Source organism: Asanoa sp. WMMD1127, from assembly GCF_029626225.1.
Lineage (GTDB): Bacteria > Actinomycetota > Actinomycetes > Mycobacteriales > Micromonosporaceae > Asanoa.
This window is the reverse complement of the sequence record NZ_JARUBP010000001.1, coordinates 3,416,068-3,434,997: the sequence shown is the minus strand read 5'-3', so window position 1 is coordinate 3,434,997 and position 18,930 is coordinate 3,416,068. Positions and strand designations below refer to the sequence as shown.

The window sequence follows — 18,930 nt, the reverse complement described above, 5'->3', positions numbered from 1 at the left end:
CGACACCGGTAGGCTCGGCGCATGTCGCCGGGGGCCGCGCTGGGGGTCGATTTCGGGACCTCGCACACGGTGGCCGTGGTGCGGTGGCCCGACGGTCGCGCCCGCCCGCTGCTCGTCGACGGCTCCCCGCTGCTCCCGTCCGCGGTCTACGCCCCACCCGGCGCCGACGCGCCGCTGGTGGCCGGCCGCGACGCGGTGCACAGCGCCCGGCTCGACCCCGCCCGCTTCGAGCCCAACCCGAAGCGCCGGGTCGACGACGGCAGCGTGCTGCTCGGCGAACGCGACGTGCCGGTGGCCGACCTGGTCAGCGCCGTGCTGGGCCGCCTGGCCGAGGAGTGGCGCCGCACCATCGGCGACCTGACGACGGGCGAGGTCACCGCCGAGACCCCGCCGGCGCTGACCCTGACCTGCCCCGCGACCTGGGGCGCGACCCGGCGGGCGCTGCTCTCCCGGGCCGCGGCCGACGCGGGGCTGGGCGACGGGCGGCTGGTGGCCGAGCCGGTCGCGGCGGCCACCTACTTCGCCGAGGTGCTGGGCCGCGACGTGCCGATCGGCTCGGCCGTGGTCGTGCACGACTTCGGCGCCGGCACGTTCGACGCGAGCGTGGTGGTGCGCCGGTCGACCGGTTTCGAGGTGCTGGCCGTCGACGGTCGCGCGGACCTCGGCGGGCTCGACGTCGACGCGGCGCTGGTCGAGCACCTGGCGGCGACCTACGCGCCGACCCACCCGGAGGCCTGGGAGCGCCTGCGCAACCCCGCCACGGTCGAGGACCGCCGGGCGAAGCGTCAACTCTGGGACGACGTACGCGTCGCGAAAGAGCGACTCTCCCGCTCCCCCTCGGCCGACCTGGTCGTCCCGATCTGCGACGTCGAGGCCCACCTGACCCGCACCGAGCTGGAAAAGGTGGCGCTGCCGATCCTGGCCCAGACCGTGCAGGTGACCAAGGCCGTGATCGACGCCGCGGCCCTGCCGCCCGGCAACCGGGCCGGCGTGTTCCTGGTCGGCGGTTCGAGCCGGATCCCGCTGCTGGCCACCCTGCTGCACCGCGAGCTGGGCGAGCCGCCGGTCGTGATCGAGCAGCCCGAGCTCGTGGTCGCCGAGGGCGCCGTGCTCTCCGCCACCGCGCTGCTCGCCAGCGCCCCCGGCGCGGTCCCGGTGACCGGCCAGTTCCCGAAGATCGTCGAACCGGCCAACGGCGCCATCCCGCCACCGACCGCGGTCGCCCCCATCTCCCCCGCACCCAACGGCGCCGCCACACCGAGCACCGCCGAAGCGCCCGCGGGCATCCGGCCCACCTCGAGCCCGCCGGCGCCCGGCACCAACCAACCCGCCTCGGCCGCTCAGGATCCCGGCGCCGTGCAAGCGGCCGCCGCGGCCCGCGAGGCCGCCACCCCGGGCGGCCCGAGCGCCGCCAGCCCGACACCGCCCGGCTCGGCCGCCGTGGCCCACAGCACCGCGCAGGCAGCCGCCAACCCGGCGCCGGCCGGTTCGGCTGCCGTGGCCCGCGGCGCCGCCGCCGTAGCCAACGCCCCGACGCGCAACGGCCACGCTCCGAAACGCGAGCCGACCACCGACCCCCTGCCGGAACCGGCCCCCGCCTTCCCGCCCGGCCGCGCCGCCGTCCCGGTCAAGCCGGCCAAGCCCGCCCAACGTCCCTCCCGCTTCGGCCGCGACACCCTCGCCGAGCCGGCGCTCGTCGCCGACATCCGCGCGCTCTCGGGCCACGACGAGCCGCGGGTCTACCGGGAACCGGCCCCGCAACGACCGCGTGACGACCGCCCACCCGTCTGGGACACGCCACGCCCGACGCGCGGCAGAAGCGGCAGCGGGTTCGGCCGGTTCCTCCGCCGGCTGATCATGTTCCTCCTGCTCATGGCCACCCCGATCGTCTCGGCCGTCGTGGCGTTCCACTACGCGACCGGGGACTCCTACACCGACATCATCGAGGGGATCCGTCGCTGGCTCAGCGAGCTGAGGTGAACCAGCCTCACGTTTGACACCTACCGGCTAGTAAGGTGCTCGCAGCGGACTAAGCGACAGGAGTGGCGATGAGCGAGCGGATCGAGGGTCACGGCGGCGAGCTCGCCCTCGCGGCACTGCGGGCGGCCGGTGTCGAGGAGATGTTCACGCTCTCCGGTGGCCACGTCTTCCCGCTCTACGACGCGGCGCACAAGACCGGCTTCCCGATCTACGACGTGCGCCACGAGCAGTCCGCCGTGTTCGCCGCCGAGGCGGTCGCCAAGCTGCGCCGCCGCCCCGGCCTCGCTGTGCTGACGGCCGGCCCGGGCGTCACCAACGGCATCTCCGGCCTGACCTCGGCCCACTTCAACGCCTCGCCGGTGATGGTGATCGGCGGGCGGGCGCCGGCCATGCGGTGGGGCGCCGGCAGCCTGCAGGAGCTCGACCACGTGCCGCTGGTCGCCCCGGTCACCAAGCACGCCGCGACCGTCTTCGCCACCGGCGAGATCCCGGGCGCGGTCCGCAACGCGCTCGGCATCGCGCTGACACCGCATCGCGGCCCGGTCTTCCTCGACCTCCCGCTGGAGATCGTGTTCTCGCACGACGAGGCGGACGCGCCGAGCGCCCCCGACGTCCCGGTCATCGAGCCCGACCCGGACGACGTCGCCCGGGCGGCCCAGCTCATCGCCGAGGCCCACCGCCCGGTGATCATCGCGGGCTCCGACGTCTACGCCTCCGACGCCGTCGCCGCGCTGCGCGAAGCGGCCGAGACGCTGCGCATCCCCGTGATCGCCAATGGCATGGGTCGGGGCGCGCTGCCGCCGACCCACCCGCTCGCGTTCGCCAAGGCCCGCCGCGCCGCGCTCAAGGGCGCCGACGTGGTCGTGGTGATCGGCACGCCGCTCGACTTCCGGCTCAGCTTCGGCGACTTCGGCTCGGCCCAGGTCGTGCACATCGTCGACGCGCCGACCCAGCGGGCCACCCACGTGACGCCTACCGTCGCACCGGCCGGCGACCTGCGGCTGATCCTCTCGGCGCTGGCCGACTACACCGGCACGCGGGCCGACCACGAGGACTGGATCACCGACCTGCGCACCGCGGAGGACGCGGGCAAGGAGCGCGACGCGCAGGAGATGGCGGCCGACACCGACCCGATCAAGCCGGCCCGGGTCTACGGCGAGCTGAGCCGCGTGCTGGCCCCCGACGCGGTGACCATCGGCGACGGCGGCGACTTCGTCTCGTACGCCGGCCGCTACCTCGAGCCCTCCGTCCCCGGCAGCTGGCTCGACCCCGGCCCGTACGGCTGCCTCGGCACCGGCATGGGCTACGCGATGGGCGCCCGGGTCACCTACCCCGACCGCCAGATCTGCGTGCTGATGGGCGACGGCGCCGCCGGCTTCTCCCTGATGGACGTCGAGTCCCTGGTGCGCCAGCGGCTGCCCGTCGTGATCGTGGTCGGCAACAACGGCATCTGGGGCCTGGAGAAGCACCCCATGCAGGCGATGTACGGCTACGACGTGGCCGCCGACCTGCAGCCGGGCCTGCGCTACGACGACGTCGTCAAGGCGCTCGGCGGCGCCGGCGAGACGATCAGCAAGGCGGCCGACCTCGGCGGCGCGCTGGAGCGGGCGTTCGCGTCCGGCGTGCCTTACCTCGTGAACGTGCTCACCGACCCCGCGGACGCGTACCCCCGCTCGTCGAACCTGGCCTGAAAAGCCGGGCTGGCCTCGCCGGGTGACAATGGTCGGCATGGCTCTGCCCATCCCGACGCCCAGTGACGTGATCGGCCTGACCCGGTCCGCCGTCACCGTGCCCGCCCGCGCCCTGCGCGTGATCGACGACATCGAGGCGCTGGTCAAGCGGGTCGGCGGGATCGCCGACCGGGCCGAGGCGTTTCTGGACCGACTGGAGACCCTGGCCGACCGGGCCGGCGCGCTGATCGACGGCGTCGACGCGGCCGTCACCGACGCCGAGGCCGTGCTCGAACGCACCCGCGCGGTCAGCACCACCGCGACCGCGCAGGTCGAGCGGGTGACCCGGGTGGTCACCGCCGCCGGCCTGCTGGTCGACGAGGTGCAGCGGCTGACCGCCGCGGCCGGCGGCACGGTCACCGACGCCCGGGCCGTGATCACCGAGGCGGAGACCGTCGCGCTGAAGGCCAACGGCGTGGTCGACAAGGCCGAGGCCACCGCGGGCACGGCCGACGAGCTGCTCGGCGGCTACGCCCCGGCGCTGCGCCGGGGCGCCCCCATGGCCCACCGTTTCGTCGAGCAGCTCTCCGAGGACGAGGTCGACGCGGCCATCAAGCTGATCGACGAGCTGCCCCGGTTCACCAAGCACATGGACGAGGACATCCTGCCGATCCTGGCCACCCTCGACCGGGTCGGTCCCGACATCCACGAGCTGCTCGACGTCACCCGCGAACTGCGGCTGGCCGTCAAGGGCATCCCCGGCCTGCGGCTGCTCACGAAGCGCGGTCAGGAGCTCGACGACTGAAACAGCTCGTCGATCTCGGCCCGGGTCGGCAGCGCGGTCGACGCGCCCAGCTTGCGCACGCAGGCGGCCCCGGCGGCGCACGCCCACCCGACGGCCTCGACGATCTCGCGACCCTCGGCCCAGGCGACCGCCAGCGCACCGGTGAACGCGTCGCCGGCGGCGGTGGAGTCGACGGTGGTGACCCGCAAGCCGGGCACGCGCACCGAGGCGCCGTCGCGGTCGACGTACCACGCGCCGGCCGCGCCCAGCGTCAGCACCACCCGGGGCACCATGGCGAGCAACGGCTCGGGGCGGCGCTCGCCGCTGATCGCCTCGGCCTCGGTCTCGTTGACCACGAGTAGGTCGACCGCGTCGAGCAGCTCGGTGGGCAGGGACCGGGCCGGCGCGGCGTTGAGCACCACCCGGGTGCCGGCGGCCCGGGCGGCGACCGCGGCCGCCGTCACGGTCGCCACGGGAATCTCCAGCTGGGCGACCATCACGTCGGCGCCGGCCAGCGCCGCCCGTTCCGGCTCGCGCAGGTCGGTGAAGCTGCCGTTGGCGCCGGGCGTCACGACGATGGTGTTCTCGCCGGCAGCGTCCACAGTGATCAGCGCGACGCCGGACGCGCCGTAGACGACCCGGACCAACCCGGTGTCGACCCCGGCCGCGTCGATCCGGGCCTTGAGCGTCACCCCGAACGCGTCGGAGCCGATCGCGCCGAGCAGCCGGGTCGTCGCGCCGGCACGCGCGGCGGCGATCGCCTGGTTGGCGCCCTTGCCACCGGGGATCGTCGCGAACTCGTCGCCCAGCACGGTCTCGCCCGGCTTCGGCAGCACGGCCGCCTTGGCCACGAGGTCCATGTTGGCGCTGCCGACGACCGCCACCACAGCCCGATCCATAGTCGGCGAGTCTATTGGCCGTCTGGCAGGCTGCTGCCATGGACAACCCACCGATCGGTGTCATGTTCCGCTGCGACAGCCCGCCGGAGAACCTGCCCGCCTATGCGCAGCTGGCCGAACGGCTCGGCTACGACGAGCTGTGGGTGGTCGAGGACTGTTTCTTCACCGGCGCGGTGTCGGCGGCGGCGGTCGCCGCGGCGAGCACCGAGTCACTGAAGATCGGCATCGGCATCCTGCCGGCGGCCTTCCGCAACCCCGCGCTGGCCGCGATGGAGCTGTCCAACCTCAGCCGGCTGTTCCCCGGCCGGATCCTGCCCGGCTTCGGCCACGGCGTGCCGGCCTGGGTGCGCCAGGTCGGCGCCCACCACCCCTCGCCGCTGTCGGTGCTCGAGGAGACCATCGCCGCCGTACGCGCACTCCTGCACGGCGAGACGGTGACCACCCACGGCCGGCACGTCGACCTCGACGGCGTCACGCTGGCCTTCCCGCCCGCCGAGCCGCCGCTGCTGTCGGCGGGCGTGCGCAACGAGAAGTCGCTGCGGCTGGCCGGCCGCGTCGCCGACGGGACGATCCTGGCCGAGGGCGCGGCGCCGGCCTACATCGCGTGGGCCCGCGAGCGGATCGACGAGGGCCGGGCCGAGGCGGGCCGCACCGACCCCCACCGGGTAACGGTGTACGCGCACCTCGACTTCGACGACGCCGCGCGCAGCGCCCGGGCCGAGCTGGCAGCCCAGTTCAGCGCGCCGGTGCAGCCGTCGGACCCGGCCGACGCCGAGATCCTGGCCAAGCTGGTCGCCGATGCCCGGGGCGACCTCGAAGCCCTCGCCACCGCGCTGCCCGACGAGATCGTCGACCGCTACGCCGTCGTCGGCGACGCCGGCACCTGCGGGGCTGCGGTCTCGCGGCTGGCCGCCGCCGGCGCCGACGCGGTCGTCTTCGTGCCGCCGCGCGACGCGGACCTGTCGGTCGCGCACCTCACGTTGGCCGCCGAAGCCCTGTTGGGTGGCTGACGTGTGCGCGCCGTCGCCCGGCCGCGGGGCGCACCGCACCTCTCGCGGCCTGCGTGATTGGATGACCGCGTGCCGACTGACATGATCGACGACGCGGTGCTCTCGTTCGACGGGATCGGGGTGACGCGCGACCGCAACCAGCTGCTGCGCGACGTCGCCTGGACGGTCTACCCGGACGAGCGCTGGGTGGTGCTCGGGCCCAACGGCGCCGGCAAGACCACCCTGCTGTCGATCGCGGCCGGGCAGCTCCACCCCACCACCGGCAGCGCCATCGTGCTCGGCGAGAAGATCGGCCGCACCGACGTCTGGGAGCTGCGTACCCGCATCGGCATCACCACCGCGAAGCTGGCCGAGCGCGTGCCGGGCGAGGAGCGGGTGCTCGATGCCGTCGTCACCGCCGCCTGGTCGGTGGTCGGCCGCTGGCGCGAGCAGTACGACCCGATGGACGAGGCCCGCGCCCGCACCCTGCTCGACCAGCTCGGCGTCGCCGGCCTGGCCGAGCGCACCTACGGCACCCTCTCGGAGGGCGAGCGCAAGCGGGTGCAGATCGCCCGGGCGCTGATGACCGACCCCGAGCTGCTGCTGCTCGACGAGCCGGCCGCCGGCCTCGACCTCGGCGGCCGCGAGGACCTGCTCAAGCGCCTCACCGCGCTGGCCGCCGACCCGGACGCCCCCGCGCTGGTGCTGGTCACCCACCACGTCGAGGAGATCCCGCCGGGGTTCACCCACGCGCTGCTGCTGCGCGAGGGCGCGATCGTGGCGCAGGGCCCGGTGGAGCAGACCATCACCGCCCCACACCTGTCCGACACCTTCGGGCAGCTGCTCGTCGTCGAGCAGACGGCCGGCCGCTACACCGCACGCGCCGCTTAGGTCCCACCTGCCCCGGACTCTCAGGAAACGTCCAGGAAAGCGCGCTAAGCCTGAGAGATCCGTCACTGAGGGGGCAGCGATGGTGTTCACGGGTGTGCTGCTTGTTGCGCTTGTGGCCAGCGTCTTCGGCAACTCCGGCCGCTCGCCGGGGTCCGCGCGCGGTTCCGGGCAGGGCCCCCCGCCCGGGGCCGCGCCTCCACCGTCGCCGCCGGCGCCACCGCCCGCGTTCACCCAGTGGCCCATGCTGTCGGTCGCGCCGGAAGCGCCGCCCACCGTGGCCACTGCACAGTGGACACTCTGGGACGAGCCGGTCCGGGTCCAGGTCACCGACCGGGAGCAGCTCGACCGGGCCGCCCAGCTGGTCGACGGCGAGCTGCGCGCGATCGACGTGGCCGCGAGCCGGCTGCGGCCCGACTCCGAGCTGGCCTCGGCCGGCGACGGCAGCGAGGTCAGCCCACTGCTCGCCGAGCTGGTCTCGGTCGCGCTCACCGCGGCCCGGGAGACCGACGGCGACGTCGACCCGGCCGTCGGCGCGATGCTCACCAGCCTCGGGTACGACCCGGACTTCGGCGCGCTGGTCACCACCGGCGCCACCCGGCACGTGCAGGTCGGCCCGCTCGCCGTCTATCGGGCGCCGAGCTGGGAAGAGGTGCGCCTCGAGGGGCGGCGGCTGACCATCCCGGAGGGTGTCACGCTCGACCTGTCGGTCACCATGCGGGCCCGCGCTGTCGACCGCTGCGCGTCCCTGGTCGCCGCGACGCTCGACATGGGCGTGCTGGTCGCGGTCGGCGGCGACATCGCGACGGCCGGCCCGGCCCCGCGCAGCGGCTGGCCGCTGCTGGTGCGCGACGGACCGGTCGACCCGGCCGCCCGCGTGGCGCTGCCGGGCGGGGCCGCCGTGTCCACGGCGAGCAGCCACCACCGGCACTGGGACACCGCCGAGGAGCTGGTGCACCAGATCGTCGACCCGGAGACCGGCCATGCCGCGCGACCCGTCTGGCGTACGGCCACCGTGTCCGCTTTCTCCGCCCTGCGCGCGGCCGCCGTGGCCCACGCGAGCCTGGCCCGCGGCGTCCTGGCACCGTCGTGGCTGCAGGGTCTCGGCGCGTCGGCCCGGCTGGTCGACGAGGACCGCGGACTCCGTTTCTTCGGCACCTGGCCGACCGCGGCCGAGACCTGAGCGCAAGGAACGGTCCGTTGTTAACGCATAGCGTTAACAACGGACCGTTCCTTTGCACGGGGTGGCACGGTGGGCGGATCCGTGTGACGATCGGCGCCGTGTCTGTTTCGCGGCGAGTGGTGTTGACGGGTGGCCTGGCCGCCGCAGTCGGCGCGGTGACCGGTTGCGCCGACCCGTCCACCAACCGATGGCGGCCCGGCAGCGGTGAGCCCGCCCCGGGCGTCGGCGCCGGCGGCCCCGTCAAGCCCTCGGGCCGGCCGGGCGAGTCCGTCGTGGTGCATCCGCCGGACCCACCCAAGCTCACCGCGACGCTGAGCCAATACCTCAAGCCCACCAGCGCGAACCCGAACCACCCCACCTACGCCGGCGCGGTCGGTCTGGTCGTCGTCGACGGCAAGGTCACCACCCAGGTCGCGGTCGGCGACGCGCTGCGCTACAAGGCCGGCCCGGTCGAGCTGCCGACGTCGCAGCGCGTGAAGATGCGCGCCGACTCGATCTTCGACCTGGCCTCGCTCACCAAGGTCTACACCTCGATCCTGCTCCTGCAGCAGGTCGACAAGGGCAGGATCGACCTGGCCGCCCCGGTCGCCTCCTATCTGCAGGACTTCACCGGCGCCGGCAAGGCCGCGGTGACCGTAGAGATGTTGCTGACCCACACCAGCGGGCTGCCGGTCGGCGCCGCGGTGACCGGGCTGCCCGACGACGCGGCCCGCCGCCGCGCCGTGCAGCAGACGCCGCTGGTCAAAGGCGCGGTGCCGGGCAACACGTTCCGCTACTCGAGCGTCGGCCTGATGATCGCCGCGTACCTCGTCGAGCAGGCCACCGGTCTGCGCCTGGATGCGGCGCTGAAGCGGGATCTCACCGACCCGTTGGGCCTGCGTGACACGGGCTTCAACCCCCTGACCGCCGGTTGGCTGAGCACGGCCGGCCGGGCCCGCCTCGTCGCCACCGACGCCCGCACCTCGCGCGGCCTGCTGCGCGGGACCGTCCACGACGACGTCGCCAACATCATGGGCGGCATCGCCGGGTCCGCGGGGGTCTTCAGCACCGCCGCCGACGTCGCGGTGATCGGGCAGCTGCTCCTCAACGGGGGTACGCACGCCGGCAAGCGGATCCTGTCCGCCGACATCGTCAAGCGGATGCTGACCAACGCCAACAAGGGCAAGCCCGCGATCGACCCGGAGCGTCCACACCGGACCGCCGACCACGGCCTCGGCGTGGTGCTCAACCAACCGTGGTTCATGGGTCGCCTCGGTGGCTCGCGCTCGTTCGGGCACACCGGCTTCACCGGCACCTCGTTCGTCGTCAACCCGGCCCGCAAGCTGGTCTTCGTGCTGCTGACCAACCGCGCACACCCCAACTGGAGCTGGGCCAACCCCGATCCGGCCCGGGTGGCCGCCGCCAACGTCGTATGAGTCCCTGGGCCGGGCCCGCGGCGGTGGTCGCGGTCCTGGTCGCGGCGGTGCTGCACGCGTCCTGGAACGCGGTGGTCAAGGGCTCCGGCGACCAGATCGGCATCTTCGGCCGGTCCAGCCTCGTCGGTGTGGTCATGTGCGCCGCCGGGTTGTGGTTCGTCGAGATGCCGGCCGGCGGCTCATGGCCATGGCTGATCGCCTCCGTGGTCATCCACGTCGGCTACAACCTCGGCCTGCTCGCGGCGTACCGGCTCGGTGACTTCAACCAGACGTACCCCCTGGCCCGTGGTCTCGGTCCGGTGGTCGTGGCGGTGGTCGCGGCGCTCGCGCTGCACGAGCCGCTGGCGCCGGTGCCGGCCGTGGGCGTCCTGGTCATCGCGGCCGCGATCGGCGTGCTCGGCCTGACCCCGTGGCGCCGCGTCCGCGCGAACCGCCCGGCCGTGCTGGCGGCGCTCTTCACCGGGCTGACCATCGCCAGCTACACCCTGGTCGACGGCGTCGGCGTGCGGGCCAGTGGCAGCGCCGCCGGCTACACGCTCTGGCTGGTCGGCCTGGAGTGCGCCGCCACGGTGGTGCTGGTGGGTGCCCTGCGGACCCGGCGGGGCGCCGGCGTCCCGATCCTGGCGGCCGGCGGCCGGGCCTGGCTGGCCGCGGCCGCCGTCACCGTGATGTCCACAATGGCCTACGGGTTGGTGCTGTGGGCGCAGACCCGGGGCGCGTTGGCCGCGGTGGCGGCGCTGCGGGAGAGCAGCGTGGTGGTCGCGGCCGTGATCGGCATGCTGGCCTTCAAGGAACCCATGGGCCGGGTACGGGTCGCGGCCAGCGTGGCGGTGGCCATCGGCGTCGCCCTGCTCGCCGTGCCCGCCGCCTGATCGCTGCCCGGACCAGCGAGAAACCGGCCCGCACTCGCCGGATCCGGCCGCACTGGCCAATTCCGTCCCACACTCGGTTGGACCCGGCCACGCTGGCCGATTCCCGGCACGCATTCGCCGGGTTCGGCCGTCACTCGCCGAACTTGGAGAGGCGGCCGGTGCGGCGGGCGTGCCGCAACGCGTATGCCAGGAAGGCCAGCGCGGCGGCCACCAGCACGACGTCGAGCGCGGCCGCCGTCGCGAGGCCGGCCAGGTCGACGCCGCGGCCGTCGAGCACGCCGCGTAGGCCCTCGAAGACGTAGCTGGCCGGCACCGCGTGGGCGATCGCCTGCGCCACCGGCGGCAGCACCGAGACCGGGTAGAACACCGCCGCGAAGGGTTGGAAGGCGGCCGCGAGGACCCAGGCCACCGATTGCGAGCCCTCGCCGAAGCGGATCACCACCGCGATCGCGACGACGCCCAGGGCCCAGCCCATCACGATCAGCACGAGCAGGAACGGGACGAGCGCGGGGCCGATCACGGTCACGCCGAAGCCGTAGAGCAGCAACGCCAGGGTCGACAGCACCGCTGTGCTAGCCACGATGAGGCCCGCGCCGAAGATGAGACGTGGCCGGCCAGGAACTCGGCCAGCGAGATCGGGCTGGTGAACACGTTGAGCAGGTTGCGGCTCCACACGTCCTGCATGAACACCATCGCGAGCTCGGCCTGGGCGCGGGCCACCCCGTGCCAGAGCAGCACCGCGCCGAGCAGCATCGACACCGCGATCGGGACGTCGTTGGCGCGCAGGAACACCGAGACGAAGCCCCAGGTCACCAGCTCCAGCACGGGCCAGAAGAAGATGTCGAGCAGGCGGCCGCCGTTGCGGTGCAGCGCGTACCAGTCGCGGAGCACGACCCCGGCCACCCGGCGGCGGGCGGCGACGCCGCTGCTGACGTCGTAGGCGAGCGTCATCCCGGCACACCTTCTCGCGCCACTCGCAGGAACACCGCTTCCAGGTCGTCGACCCCGTAGGCCCCGGCCAGCTCGTCCGCGCTGCCGGTGGCCACGATCCGGCCGCCGGCCACGAAGTGCACGCGGTCGCACATCCGCTCCACCTCGCGCATGTTGTGCGAGGTGATCAGCATCGCCCGGCCCGCGGCGGCCGCCTGGTCGACCAGCAGCCGCCGGATCCGGTCGGCCGCGTCGGGGTCGAGGTTGGCCGTCGGCTCGTCGAGGATCAGCAGGCCGGGGTCGTTGAGCAGCGCCTTGGCCAGCAGCACCCGGGTCTGCTGCCCCGACGAGAGCCGGGCGAACTGCTGCCGGCGCAGCGACCCGAGGTCGAACAGCTCGACCATTTCGGCGACCCGGGCCGCGGGCCGGCGCAGCCCGTAGAGGCAGGCGTAGACGGTGAGGATCTCCTCGACCCGCAGCACCGCCGGCAGGTGCAGGTAGCTGGCGGCGAAGTTGGCCCGCGCCAACGCACGGGCCCGGTCGCGGGTCATGTCGTGCCCGAACATCTCGACCGTGCCCGAGTCGGGCCGGGTCAGGCCGAGCACCATGTGCAGCGTCGTGGTCTTGCCCGCGCCGTTGGGACCGAGCAGGCCCACCACCTCACCCGCGCCGACGGTGAAGCTGACCCCGTCGACCGCGTCGACGGCGCCGAACCGCTTGCGCAGCGCGGTGACCGTCAACACGTCCATGCCATCGATGGTCGGTGGTGACCGGCACGCTCAGCAATCCATTATCGACGGAGGGTACGGATCAGCCCCAGCACGTCACGGGTCACCGGACGCAGCACCCGCAGCCGGGACAGGCCGACGAGGCGGTCGATCAGCGGCACCGCGCCGTCGATCAGCGCGCGCGTCTTGGCCTGGTCGGGCGAACGGTCGTACACCCAGTAGAGGATGACGCCCATGTAGGCGAGCCAGAGCAGCTCCGGCAGGTCGTCGCGCAGCTCGGGGTCCACTTTGGCCGTCGAGCCGACCAGCGTCTCGCGGAACAGCGCGATCGACGCGTCGCGCGGCGCCGAGGACTCGGCCGAGAACGGGCTCAGCGGCGAGGTGGGCTCGGCCGCGGTCTTGAAGAACGTCGCGGCGAACTCGTGCGACGGCGCGAGCGTGTCGACACCGGCGTGCAGCACGCCACGCAGCCGCTCGGCGAACCCGGTCTCGGTGGCCAGCACGCCGGCGGCCCTGGCCCGGTGCTCCACCTGCGTCTCGGCGTAGAACTCCTGGATCAGGTGTTCCTTGGAGCCGAAGTAGTAGTAGGCGTTGCCGACCGCCACACCCGCTTCCTTGGCGACGGCCCGCATGGTGGTCTGCGCGTAGCCCCGCTCGCGGAACAGCCGCAGTGCCGTGTCGAGGATGAGCTGGCGGGTCTGCTCACCCCGGGCGGTGGCGGGCTCGGCGCCGGCAGCGCCGCCGACCCCCGTTTGCTCGGCGGCGCCACCGGCGTCGGCGGGCCGCGGAACGGGTCGGTCGGTCATCGTTCACACCGTACCGACTCCGCACCGCGGTGTCGAACACGTTCAACTTACTGGCGCGAGCCTCATCGTACGCGAGACTTGAACACGTTCAATCAGCGCAGTCCGAGCACCGCCGCAGCCGCTCGCCCGTTGGCGTGGCTGGCGCCGTAGGTGGTCACGAACGCCCGCACTCCGGCCGGACGCCAGCTCGACGGCCAACCCATCTCCACCACCGTGACCGGGTGCCGCGCGGCCAGGTCCTCGATCAGCCGCGTCGCGTTGGCCAACCGGTGCGCGTGCCGTGCGACCACCACGATCGGCCGGCCCCCGGCCCGGGCCACGAGTTCGTCGGCGCCGGTCGTGGCGGCCACCGCGCGGATCTGCTCGACGCCGTCGACGTGGTCCCGCAGGCCCCACGGCACCCGACCCTCGGCGATCGTCGACGTGGTGGCCAGCTCGACCACCAGCGGCGCGCCGTCGACCAGCGGGTCGCCCTCGACCCGGACCGCCCGCCGGGCCGCGTCGTAGCCCAGGCTCTCGGGCGCCGACCCGGCCGGCACGGTGGGCACGGCCCAGGCGGCGAGCGCGGCCGTACGCTCGGCCGCCTCCTCGACCCGCGCGACGTCGAGCCGGCCCTCCTGGATCGCCGCCACGATCTCGGCGGCCGTCTCCTCGACGAGCTCCGCGTCGATGTCGGCGCCGATGCACAGCAGGTCGGCCCCCGCCGCCAGCGCCAGCGGGGCGGCCTGGGCCGTGCCGCCGGCGACCATGGCGGCGCCCTTCATCTCCAGCGCGTCGGTGATCAGCGTGCCGTCGAAGCCGAGCTCGCCGCGGAGCAGGTCGTGCAGCGCCGCCCGGCTGAACGTGGCGGGCGCGTCGCCGGTCAGCTCCGGCACCCGGATGTGCGCTGTCATCATCGCCTTGGTGCCGCCCGCCACCGCGGCCGCGAACGGCGGCAGGTCGCGCTCCCGCAGGACCGCCAGCGGAACGTCCACAGTGGGCAGCTCGAGGTGCGAGTCGGCGACGGTCGCGCCGTGGCCCGGGAAATGCTTGGCGCAGGCCGCGACCCGGGCCTCCTGGAGCCCTTCGACGGCGGCCCGGGTGTGCGCGGCGACGCGCGCGGTGTCGGCGCCGAACGAGCGGGTGCCGATGATCGGGTTGTCGTCGGCGGTGTTGACGTCGACGGTCGGCGCGAGGTCGACGGTCACGCCGACCGCGGCCAGGTCCGCCCCGATGGCCCGGTAGACCGCGCGGGTCACCTCGACGTCGTCGAGGGCGCCGAGCGCGGCGTTGCCGGGATAGGGGCTGCCGGTGCGGTGCGCGAGGCGGGTGACGTCGCCGCCCTCCTCGTCGATCGCCACGATCACCCGCGGGTTGGCGGCGCGCAGCGCGGCTGTGCTGGCGGCCACCTGGTCACGGTCGACGATGTTGAAGCCGAAGAGGGTGTAGCCCGCGAGCCCTTCGCCGACGAGGTCGAGCGCCCAGGGCGGCGGGGTGCTGCCGGGGTAGGCCGCGAGCAGCGTGCGCAGGGCGAGCCGGCGCAGAGTGGGATCAATCGCCATCGGTTCTCACCCTCTTGTGACCAGCTGCTGCCGGGTTGTGTGATCGTCGCACCATTCGCTTCCCAGTACGCTACGCCTACTCGTAAGGCGACTAATGTATTAGTAAAGATTCCTTATTGCTAGAGGATGCCGTATGGGGTCGACCCGCCTGCCCGGAACCCCGCGCCTGTTGCGCGCGCTCAACGACCGCGCGGCGCTCGAGCTGCTGCTCGCGCGTGGCCCGCTGACCCGCGCCCAACTGGGTGAGCTGACCGGGCTGTCCAAGGTGACGGCCTCGCAGCTGGTCGAGCGGCTCGAGGAACGGGGCCTGGTCTCCCGGGTCGGCGAGCAGGCCGGCGGGCGGGGCCCCAACGCGCAGCTCTACGCGGTGCGACCGGGCAGCGCGTACGTCGTCGGGGTGGATGTCGCCGCCGACCGCGTGGTCGCCGCGTGCGCCGACATCACCGGCAAGGTGATCGGCCAGGTCGAGATGTCCACGAAGGACAACGACGACCCGGTCGGCGTGGTGCACGAGGCCGTGGTGCAGGCGGCCAGCAACGCGCACGCCCAACTGGCCAGCGTGCGCCGCGTCGTGCTGGGCACGCCGGGTCTCGTCGACCCGGGCTCCGGCGACATCACGTTCGCCTTCAACCTGCCGCGCTGGCACCGGGGCCTGCTCGCCGCACTGCGCGAGGACCTGCACACCCCGGTCGTCTTCGAGAACGACGTCAACCTGGCGGCCTGCGCGGAGGCCGAGTTCGGCGCGGCCGCCGGCATCGACGACTTCGTGCTCGTCTGGGCCGGCGTCGGCGTGGGCTTGGCGATCGTGATCGGCGGCCGGCTGCACCACGGCAGCAGCGGGGCGGCGGGCGAGATCGGTTACCTGCCGGTGCCGGGCATGCCGGTCAACCGTGACCAGTCGCGCCGCTCCCAGCCGCCGTTCGGCCAGCTGGCCGGCGCCGCGGCGCTGCGCGCGGTGGCCCGCGAGCACGGCTTCCGCGGCTCGTCGGCCGCCGACGCGATCCGGGCCGCGATCACGGCCGGCACCGAGGGCGGCCCGGTGCTCGACGAGATCGCCCGGCGCCTCGCGCTCGGCGTGGCCAGCACGTGCGTGGTGCTCGACCCGCCGCTGGTGGTGCTGGCCGGCGAGGTCGGGCAGGCGGGTGGCAGCGCGCTCGCCGAACGGGTGCAGCACGAGGTCGCCGCCATCACGCTGGTCTCGCCGAAGGTCGTCGTCACCCAGGTCGACGAGGAGCCGGTGCTGCGCGGGGCGCTGCTGACCGCCCTGGACGCCGTACGCGACGAGGTTTTCGGCTCTACGACCGGTTAGGGCCCGTCGGGGCCGGCGACGCCGTAGGCGACCCAGCCCAGGTCCGGGAAACCGGCCGCGGCGGCCACCTTGGCGGAGGCCAGGTTGGCCGGGTCGTGCAGGTAGGTCGGCACGGCTCCGTCGTCGAGGATCCGGCGGGCCGCCTGCGCGACGAGGCGGCGGGCCAGGCCGCGGCCGCGGGCGGCGGGCTCGGTGCCGACCGCGATCTCGTGGCCGTGCGGGTCGTGCCGCTTCACGCCGACGCCGGCGAGGTAGGCGCCGGCGTCGTCCCGGGCGATCAGCGCGTCGCCGCCGAACGGGCGCAGCCAGGGCGGCACGACGGGGTCGTCGACCGGGATCCACTCCCCCGCGTCGGGCAGCGGCGCCGGATCGGTCGACCACCGGAACACCGCGCCGTAGGCGCGCCAGCCGTCGTAGCCGACCGCGCCCGGCAGCTTGTCGAGGAGGTCGGGCAGCGGCAGATCGGCCAGGGCACGGACGGTCTCGACCCGCTGCGGCGGCACCGACAGCAGCACGCCGTCGGGTGTGCCGACGCCGGCCGCGGGCCGGATCGCGCCGTCCCAGGCCGGGCGCAGCCGGCGCTCGGAGCCGACGATCTGCAGCGCCTGCCGGCTGGGCCATTGACCCAACCAGGTCACCAGGTGGTGGTAGAGGCGCGTGTCGAGCACCCGGGACCTCCAGGGTCAGTGGAAGCTGCGCAGCCGAAGACTGTTGGATACCACGAATACCGACGAAAGCGCCATAGCGGCACCCGCGATCATCGGATTGAGTAGTCCCGCCGCGGCCAACGGTAGCGCGCCGACGTTGTAGGCCAGGGCCCAGAACAGGTTGCCCTTGATGACCCGCAGCGTACGCCGGGACAGGCGGATCGCGTCGGCCGCGGCGGTCAGGTCGTCGCGGACCAGCGTCAGATCGGCGGCCTCGATCGCCACGTCCGTGCCCGCGCCCATCGCGAGCCCCAGGTCGGCCTGCGCCAGGGCGGCCGCGTCGTTGACACCGTCGCCGACCATCGCGACCACGCGACCCTCGTCCTGGAGCCGCTTGACGGTGTCGACCTTGTCGGCCGGCAGCACCTCGGAGATCACCTCGTCGATGCCGACCTCGCGGGCGACGGTCTCCGCGGCGGCGGCCCCGTCACCGGTCAGCAGCACGGGCCGCAGGCCCAAACCGCGCAGGGTGGCCACGGCGGCCCGGCTGCTGGGGCGGATCTCGTCGGCGAGCACGAGCTGACCGCGTGTTCCCTGGTCGATCGCGACGGTGACCACGGTGTGGCCGGGCTCGGCGGTGGTGGCTTCGGTGCCGGTGAAGTCGGCCCGGCCGACCAGCACCTCGCGGCCCTCGACGATGCCGCGGACCCCCCGGCCGGGCGTGGACCGGAAGTCGGTGACCGGCGGGAGCGGCGCGGTGGCGGCGGCGACGACGGCCCGGCCGATCGGGTGCTCGGAGCCGGCCTCGACCGCGGCGGCGTACCGCAGGATCTCGGTGGGACCCTCGACGCCGACGACGGCGAGCTTGCCGGTGGTCACGGTGCCGGTCTTGTCGAGGACGATCGTGTCGACGGCGCGGGTCGACTCCAGCACCTCGGGGCCCTTGATCAGGATGCCGCGCTGCGCGCCGCGCCCGGTGCCGACCAGCAGCGCCGTCGGCGTGGCGAGGCCGAGCGCGCACGGGCAGGCGATGATCAGGACGGCGATGCCGGCGGTGAACGCGGCGGCGAGCCCGCCACCGGTCCCCCACCAGTAGCCGAAGGTGCCCGCGGCCAGCACCAGGACGATCGGGACGAACACCCCGGAGATCCGGTCGGCGAGGCGCTGCACCTCGGCCTTGCCGCTCTGCGCCTGGCTGACCAGGCGGGCGATCTGCGCGAGCTGCGTGGCGGCGCCGACCTTGGTCGCGGTGACGACCAGGCGGCCGTCGGCGTTGACCGTGCCGCCCGTGACGGGGTCGCCCGGCCCGACCTCGATCGGCATGGACTCGCCGGTCAGCAGGCTCTGGTCGACGGCCGAGGCGCCCTCGTGGACGACGCCGTCCGTGGCGATCTTCTCGCCGGGCCGCACGACGAAGCGGTCGCCCTTCCTGAGCTCGCCGACAGGGCGGGTGCGCTCCTGGCCGCCTTCGAGGACCGTGACCTCCTTGGCGCCGAGGTCGGCGAGCGCTTCGAGAGCGGCGCCGGCGCGGCGCTTGGCCCGGGCCTCGAAGTAACGGCCGGCGAGCACGAAGACCGTGACGCCGGCGGCCACCTCGAGATAGATCGCGTCGGTGCCGGCGCCGCGTTCGAGGGTCAGGGAGAAGCCATGGCGTACGCCGGGCTCGCCGGCCATGCCGAAGAACAGCGCCCAGAGCGACCAGCCGAGCGCGGCCAGGGTGCCGATCGAGATCAGCGTGTCCATGGTCGCGGCGCCGTGGCGAAGGTTGACCCAGGCGGCGCGGTGGAAGGCGGCGCCACCCCACACCACCACGGGGGCGGCGAGGGTGAGAGAGAGCCACTGCCAGTAGGTGAACTGCCAGGCCGGGACCATCGCGAGGACGATCACGGGCAGGGCGAGGGCGGCGGAGACGAGCACCTTCGTACGCAGCTCGTCTTTTGGTTGGGCCGGCTGCTCCGGTGCTCGGGCGGGCTCGGCGGTGTAGCCGGTCTTCCGGACGGTGTCGATCAGGTCGTCGACGGTGACGCCGGCCGCCGCACTGACACTGGCGATCTCGGTGGCGTAGTTGACGGAGGCGGTGACCCCGGGCATCCGGTTGAGCTTCTTCTCGATCCGGCTGGCACAGGACGCACAGGTCATCCCGCCGATAGCCAACTCGATCCGATCCACCACGCCGCTCACTGTACCCCCGGGAGGTATCGCCATGCCCGGAACGATACCCCACAGGGGTATCTAGTCGAACCGGGGCAGGTGCCTTGCGGCGAGTCTTGAAAAAGTTCAGAATTGGTG

17 protein-coding genes are annotated in these 18,930 nt (G+C 74.0%); 9 read left to right on the top strand and 8 right to left on the bottom strand.

Annotated features, from left to right (window positions below):
- The first annotated feature begins 21 nt into the window (after positions 1–21).
- The 3 genes from O7635_RS16330 to O7635_RS16320 all read left to right on the top strand — a co-directional run bounded on the left by O7635_RS16330 (position 22) and on the right by O7635_RS16320 (position 4,455).
- Complete coding sequence (locus tag O7635_RS16330) at positions 22–1,980, top strand: Hsp70 family protein (protein ID WP_278081287.1); 1,959 nt, start codon at positions 22–24, stop codon at positions 1,978–1,980.
- 68 nt (positions 1,981–2,048) lie between these two features.
- Entirely contained in the window at positions 2,049–3,671 is a 1,623-nt protein-coding gene (locus O7635_RS16325; RefSeq protein ID WP_278081286.1) for an acetolactate synthase, read from the top strand.
- Between the two features lie 37 nt (positions 3,672–3,708).
- Positions 3,709–4,455 carry a hypothetical protein gene (locus O7635_RS16320; protein ID WP_278081285.1) on the top strand — a complete coding sequence of 249 codons (747 nt, stop codon included), beginning with the start codon at positions 3,709–3,711 and terminating at the stop codon, positions 4,453–4,455.
- Here O7635_RS16320 and O7635_RS16315 read toward each other — a convergent pair.
- Positions 4,437–5,333, bottom strand: coding sequence for a ribokinase (locus O7635_RS16315; protein WP_278081284.1), 897 nt, complete (start codon positions 5,331–5,333; stop codon positions 4,437–4,439). The two genes, O7635_RS16320 and O7635_RS16315, sit on opposite strands and share 19 nt — an antisense overlap.
- Positions 5,334–5,371: 38 nt before the next feature.
- Here O7635_RS16315 and O7635_RS16310 point away from each other — a divergent pair, with 38 nt between their 5' ends.
- The 5 genes from O7635_RS16310 (at position 5,372) to O7635_RS16290 (ending at position 10,680) form a co-directional block, all read left to right on the top strand.
- Positions 5,372–6,343: an LLM class flavin-dependent oxidoreductase gene (locus tag O7635_RS16310; protein ID WP_278081283.1), complete on the top strand. Its 972-nt coding sequence runs from the start codon at positions 5,372–5,374 to the stop codon at positions 6,341–6,343.
- Between the two features lie 81 nt (positions 6,344–6,424).
- Complete coding sequence (locus tag O7635_RS16305; protein ID WP_278085494.1) at positions 6,425–7,213, top strand: ABC transporter ATP-binding protein; 789 nt, start codon at positions 6,425–6,427, stop codon at positions 7,211–7,213.
- A 241-nt stretch (positions 7,214–7,454) separates the two neighbouring features.
- On the top strand, positions 7,455–8,393 hold the full coding sequence (locus O7635_RS16300; protein WP_278081282.1) for an FAD:protein FMN transferase: 939 nt from the start codon (positions 7,455–7,457) through the stop codon (positions 8,391–8,393).
- Positions 8,394–8,491: 98 nt separating this feature from the next.
- Positions 8,492–9,808, top strand: a complete 1,317-nt coding sequence (locus O7635_RS16295) for a serine hydrolase domain-containing protein (protein ID WP_278081281.1) — start codon at positions 8,492–8,494, stop codon at positions 9,806–9,808.
- On the top strand, positions 9,805–10,680 hold the full coding sequence (locus O7635_RS16290; RefSeq protein WP_278081280.1) for a hypothetical protein: 876 nt from the start codon (positions 9,805–9,807) through the stop codon (positions 10,678–10,680). Before O7635_RS16295 ends, O7635_RS16290 begins: the two co-directional genes overlap by 4 nt.
- Before the next feature lie 130 nt (positions 10,681–10,810).
- Here the strand turns inward: O7635_RS16290 and O7635_RS16285 are convergent, their stop codons facing one another.
- The 5 genes from O7635_RS16285 to O7635_RS16265 form a co-directional block, all read right to left on the bottom strand.
- Positions 10,811–11,260 carry an ABC transporter permease gene (locus O7635_RS16285; RefSeq protein WP_278081279.1) on the bottom strand — a complete coding sequence of 150 codons (450 nt, stop codon included), beginning with the start codon at positions 11,258–11,260 and terminating at the stop codon, positions 10,811–10,813.
- Positions 11,203–11,631 carry a hypothetical protein gene (locus O7635_RS16280; protein WP_278081278.1) on the bottom strand — a complete coding sequence of 143 codons (429 nt, stop codon included), beginning with the start codon at positions 11,629–11,631 and terminating at the stop codon, positions 11,203–11,205. The genes O7635_RS16285 and O7635_RS16280 overlap by 58 nt, the downstream gene beginning before the upstream one ends.
- Positions 11,628–12,359, bottom strand: coding sequence for an ABC transporter ATP-binding protein (locus tag O7635_RS16275; protein ID WP_278081277.1), 732 nt, complete (start codon positions 12,357–12,359; stop codon positions 11,628–11,630). The genes O7635_RS16280 and O7635_RS16275 overlap by 4 nt, the downstream gene beginning before the upstream one ends.
- A gap of 41 nt (positions 12,360–12,400) precedes the next feature.
- On the bottom strand, positions 12,401–13,144 hold the full coding sequence (locus O7635_RS16270) for a TetR family transcriptional regulator (RefSeq protein ID WP_278081276.1): 744 nt from the start codon (positions 13,142–13,144) through the stop codon (positions 12,401–12,403).
- Between the two features lie 92 nt (positions 13,145–13,236).
- The gene (locus O7635_RS16265) at positions 13,237–14,685 is read right to left on the bottom strand and encodes a glycoside hydrolase family 3 N-terminal domain-containing protein (RefSeq protein WP_278081275.1); all 1,449 of its coding nucleotides are present in this window, start codon (positions 14,683–14,685) and stop codon (positions 13,237–13,239) included.
- A 133-nt stretch (positions 14,686–14,818) separates the two neighbouring features.
- On the opposite strand from O7635_RS16265, the gene O7635_RS16260 reads away from it, so the two are divergent.
- Positions 14,819–15,994 carry an ROK family transcriptional regulator gene (locus O7635_RS16260; RefSeq protein ID WP_278081274.1) on the top strand — a complete coding sequence of 392 codons (1,176 nt, stop codon included), beginning with the start codon at positions 14,819–14,821 and terminating at the stop codon, positions 15,992–15,994.
- Here the strand turns inward: O7635_RS16260 and O7635_RS16255 are convergent.
- Complete coding sequence (locus tag O7635_RS16255; protein ID WP_278081273.1) at positions 15,991–16,662, bottom strand: GNAT family N-acetyltransferase; 672 nt, start codon at positions 16,660–16,662, stop codon at positions 15,991–15,993. The two genes, O7635_RS16260 and O7635_RS16255, sit on opposite strands and share 4 nt — an antisense overlap.
- A gap of 15 nt (positions 16,663–16,677) precedes the next feature.
- Positions 16,678–18,813 (bottom strand): heavy metal translocating P-type ATPase, encoded by a 2,136-nt coding sequence (locus O7635_RS16250; protein ID WP_278081272.1) that lies wholly within the window; start codon positions 18,811–18,813, stop codon positions 16,678–16,680.
- Between the last annotated feature and the right edge of the window lie 117 nt (positions 18,814–18,930).

Coding starts and splice junctions, on each gene's coding strand:
- O7635_RS16330 (WP_278081287.1), top strand. CDS start 22: ATGTCGCCGGGGGCCGCGCTGGGGGTCGATTTCGGGACCTCGCACACG.
- O7635_RS16325 (WP_278081286.1), top strand. CDS start 2,049: ATGAGCGAGCGGATCGAGGGTCACGGCGGCGAGCTCGCCCTCGCGGCA.
- O7635_RS16320 (WP_278081285.1), top strand. CDS start 3,709: ATGGCTCTGCCCATCCCGACGCCCAGTGACGTGATCGGCCTGACCCGG.
- O7635_RS16315 (WP_278081284.1), bottom strand. CDS start 5,333: ATGGATCGGGCTGTGGTGGCGGTCGTCGGCAGCGCCAACATGGACCTC.
- O7635_RS16310 (WP_278081283.1), top strand. CDS start 5,372: ATGGACAACCCACCGATCGGTGTCATGTTCCGCTGCGACAGCCCGCCG.
- O7635_RS16305 (WP_278085494.1), top strand. CDS start 6,425: ATGATCGACGACGCGGTGCTCTCGTTCGACGGGATCGGGGTGACGCGC.
- O7635_RS16300 (WP_278081282.1), top strand. CDS start 7,455: ATGCTGTCGGTCGCGCCGGAAGCGCCGCCCACCGTGGCCACTGCACAG.
- O7635_RS16290 (WP_278081280.1), top strand. CDS start 9,805: ATGAGTCCCTGGGCCGGGCCCGCGGCGGTGGTCGCGGTCCTGGTCGCG.
- O7635_RS16280 (WP_278081278.1), bottom strand. CDS start 11,631: ATGACGCTCGCCTACGACGTCAGCAGCGGCGTCGCCGCCCGCCGCCGG.
- O7635_RS16275 (WP_278081277.1), bottom strand. CDS start 12,359: ATGGACGTGTTGACGGTCACCGCGCTGCGCAAGCGGTTCGGCGCCGTC.
- O7635_RS16270 (WP_278081276.1), bottom strand. CDS start 13,144: ATGACCGACCGACCCGTTCCGCGGCCCGCCGACGCCGGTGGCGCCGCC.
- O7635_RS16265 (WP_278081275.1), bottom strand. CDS start 14,685: ATGGCGATTGATCCCACTCTGCGCCGGCTCGCCCTGCGCACGCTGCTC.
- O7635_RS16260 (WP_278081274.1), top strand. CDS start 14,819: ATGGGGTCGACCCGCCTGCCCGGAACCCCGCGCCTGTTGCGCGCGCTC.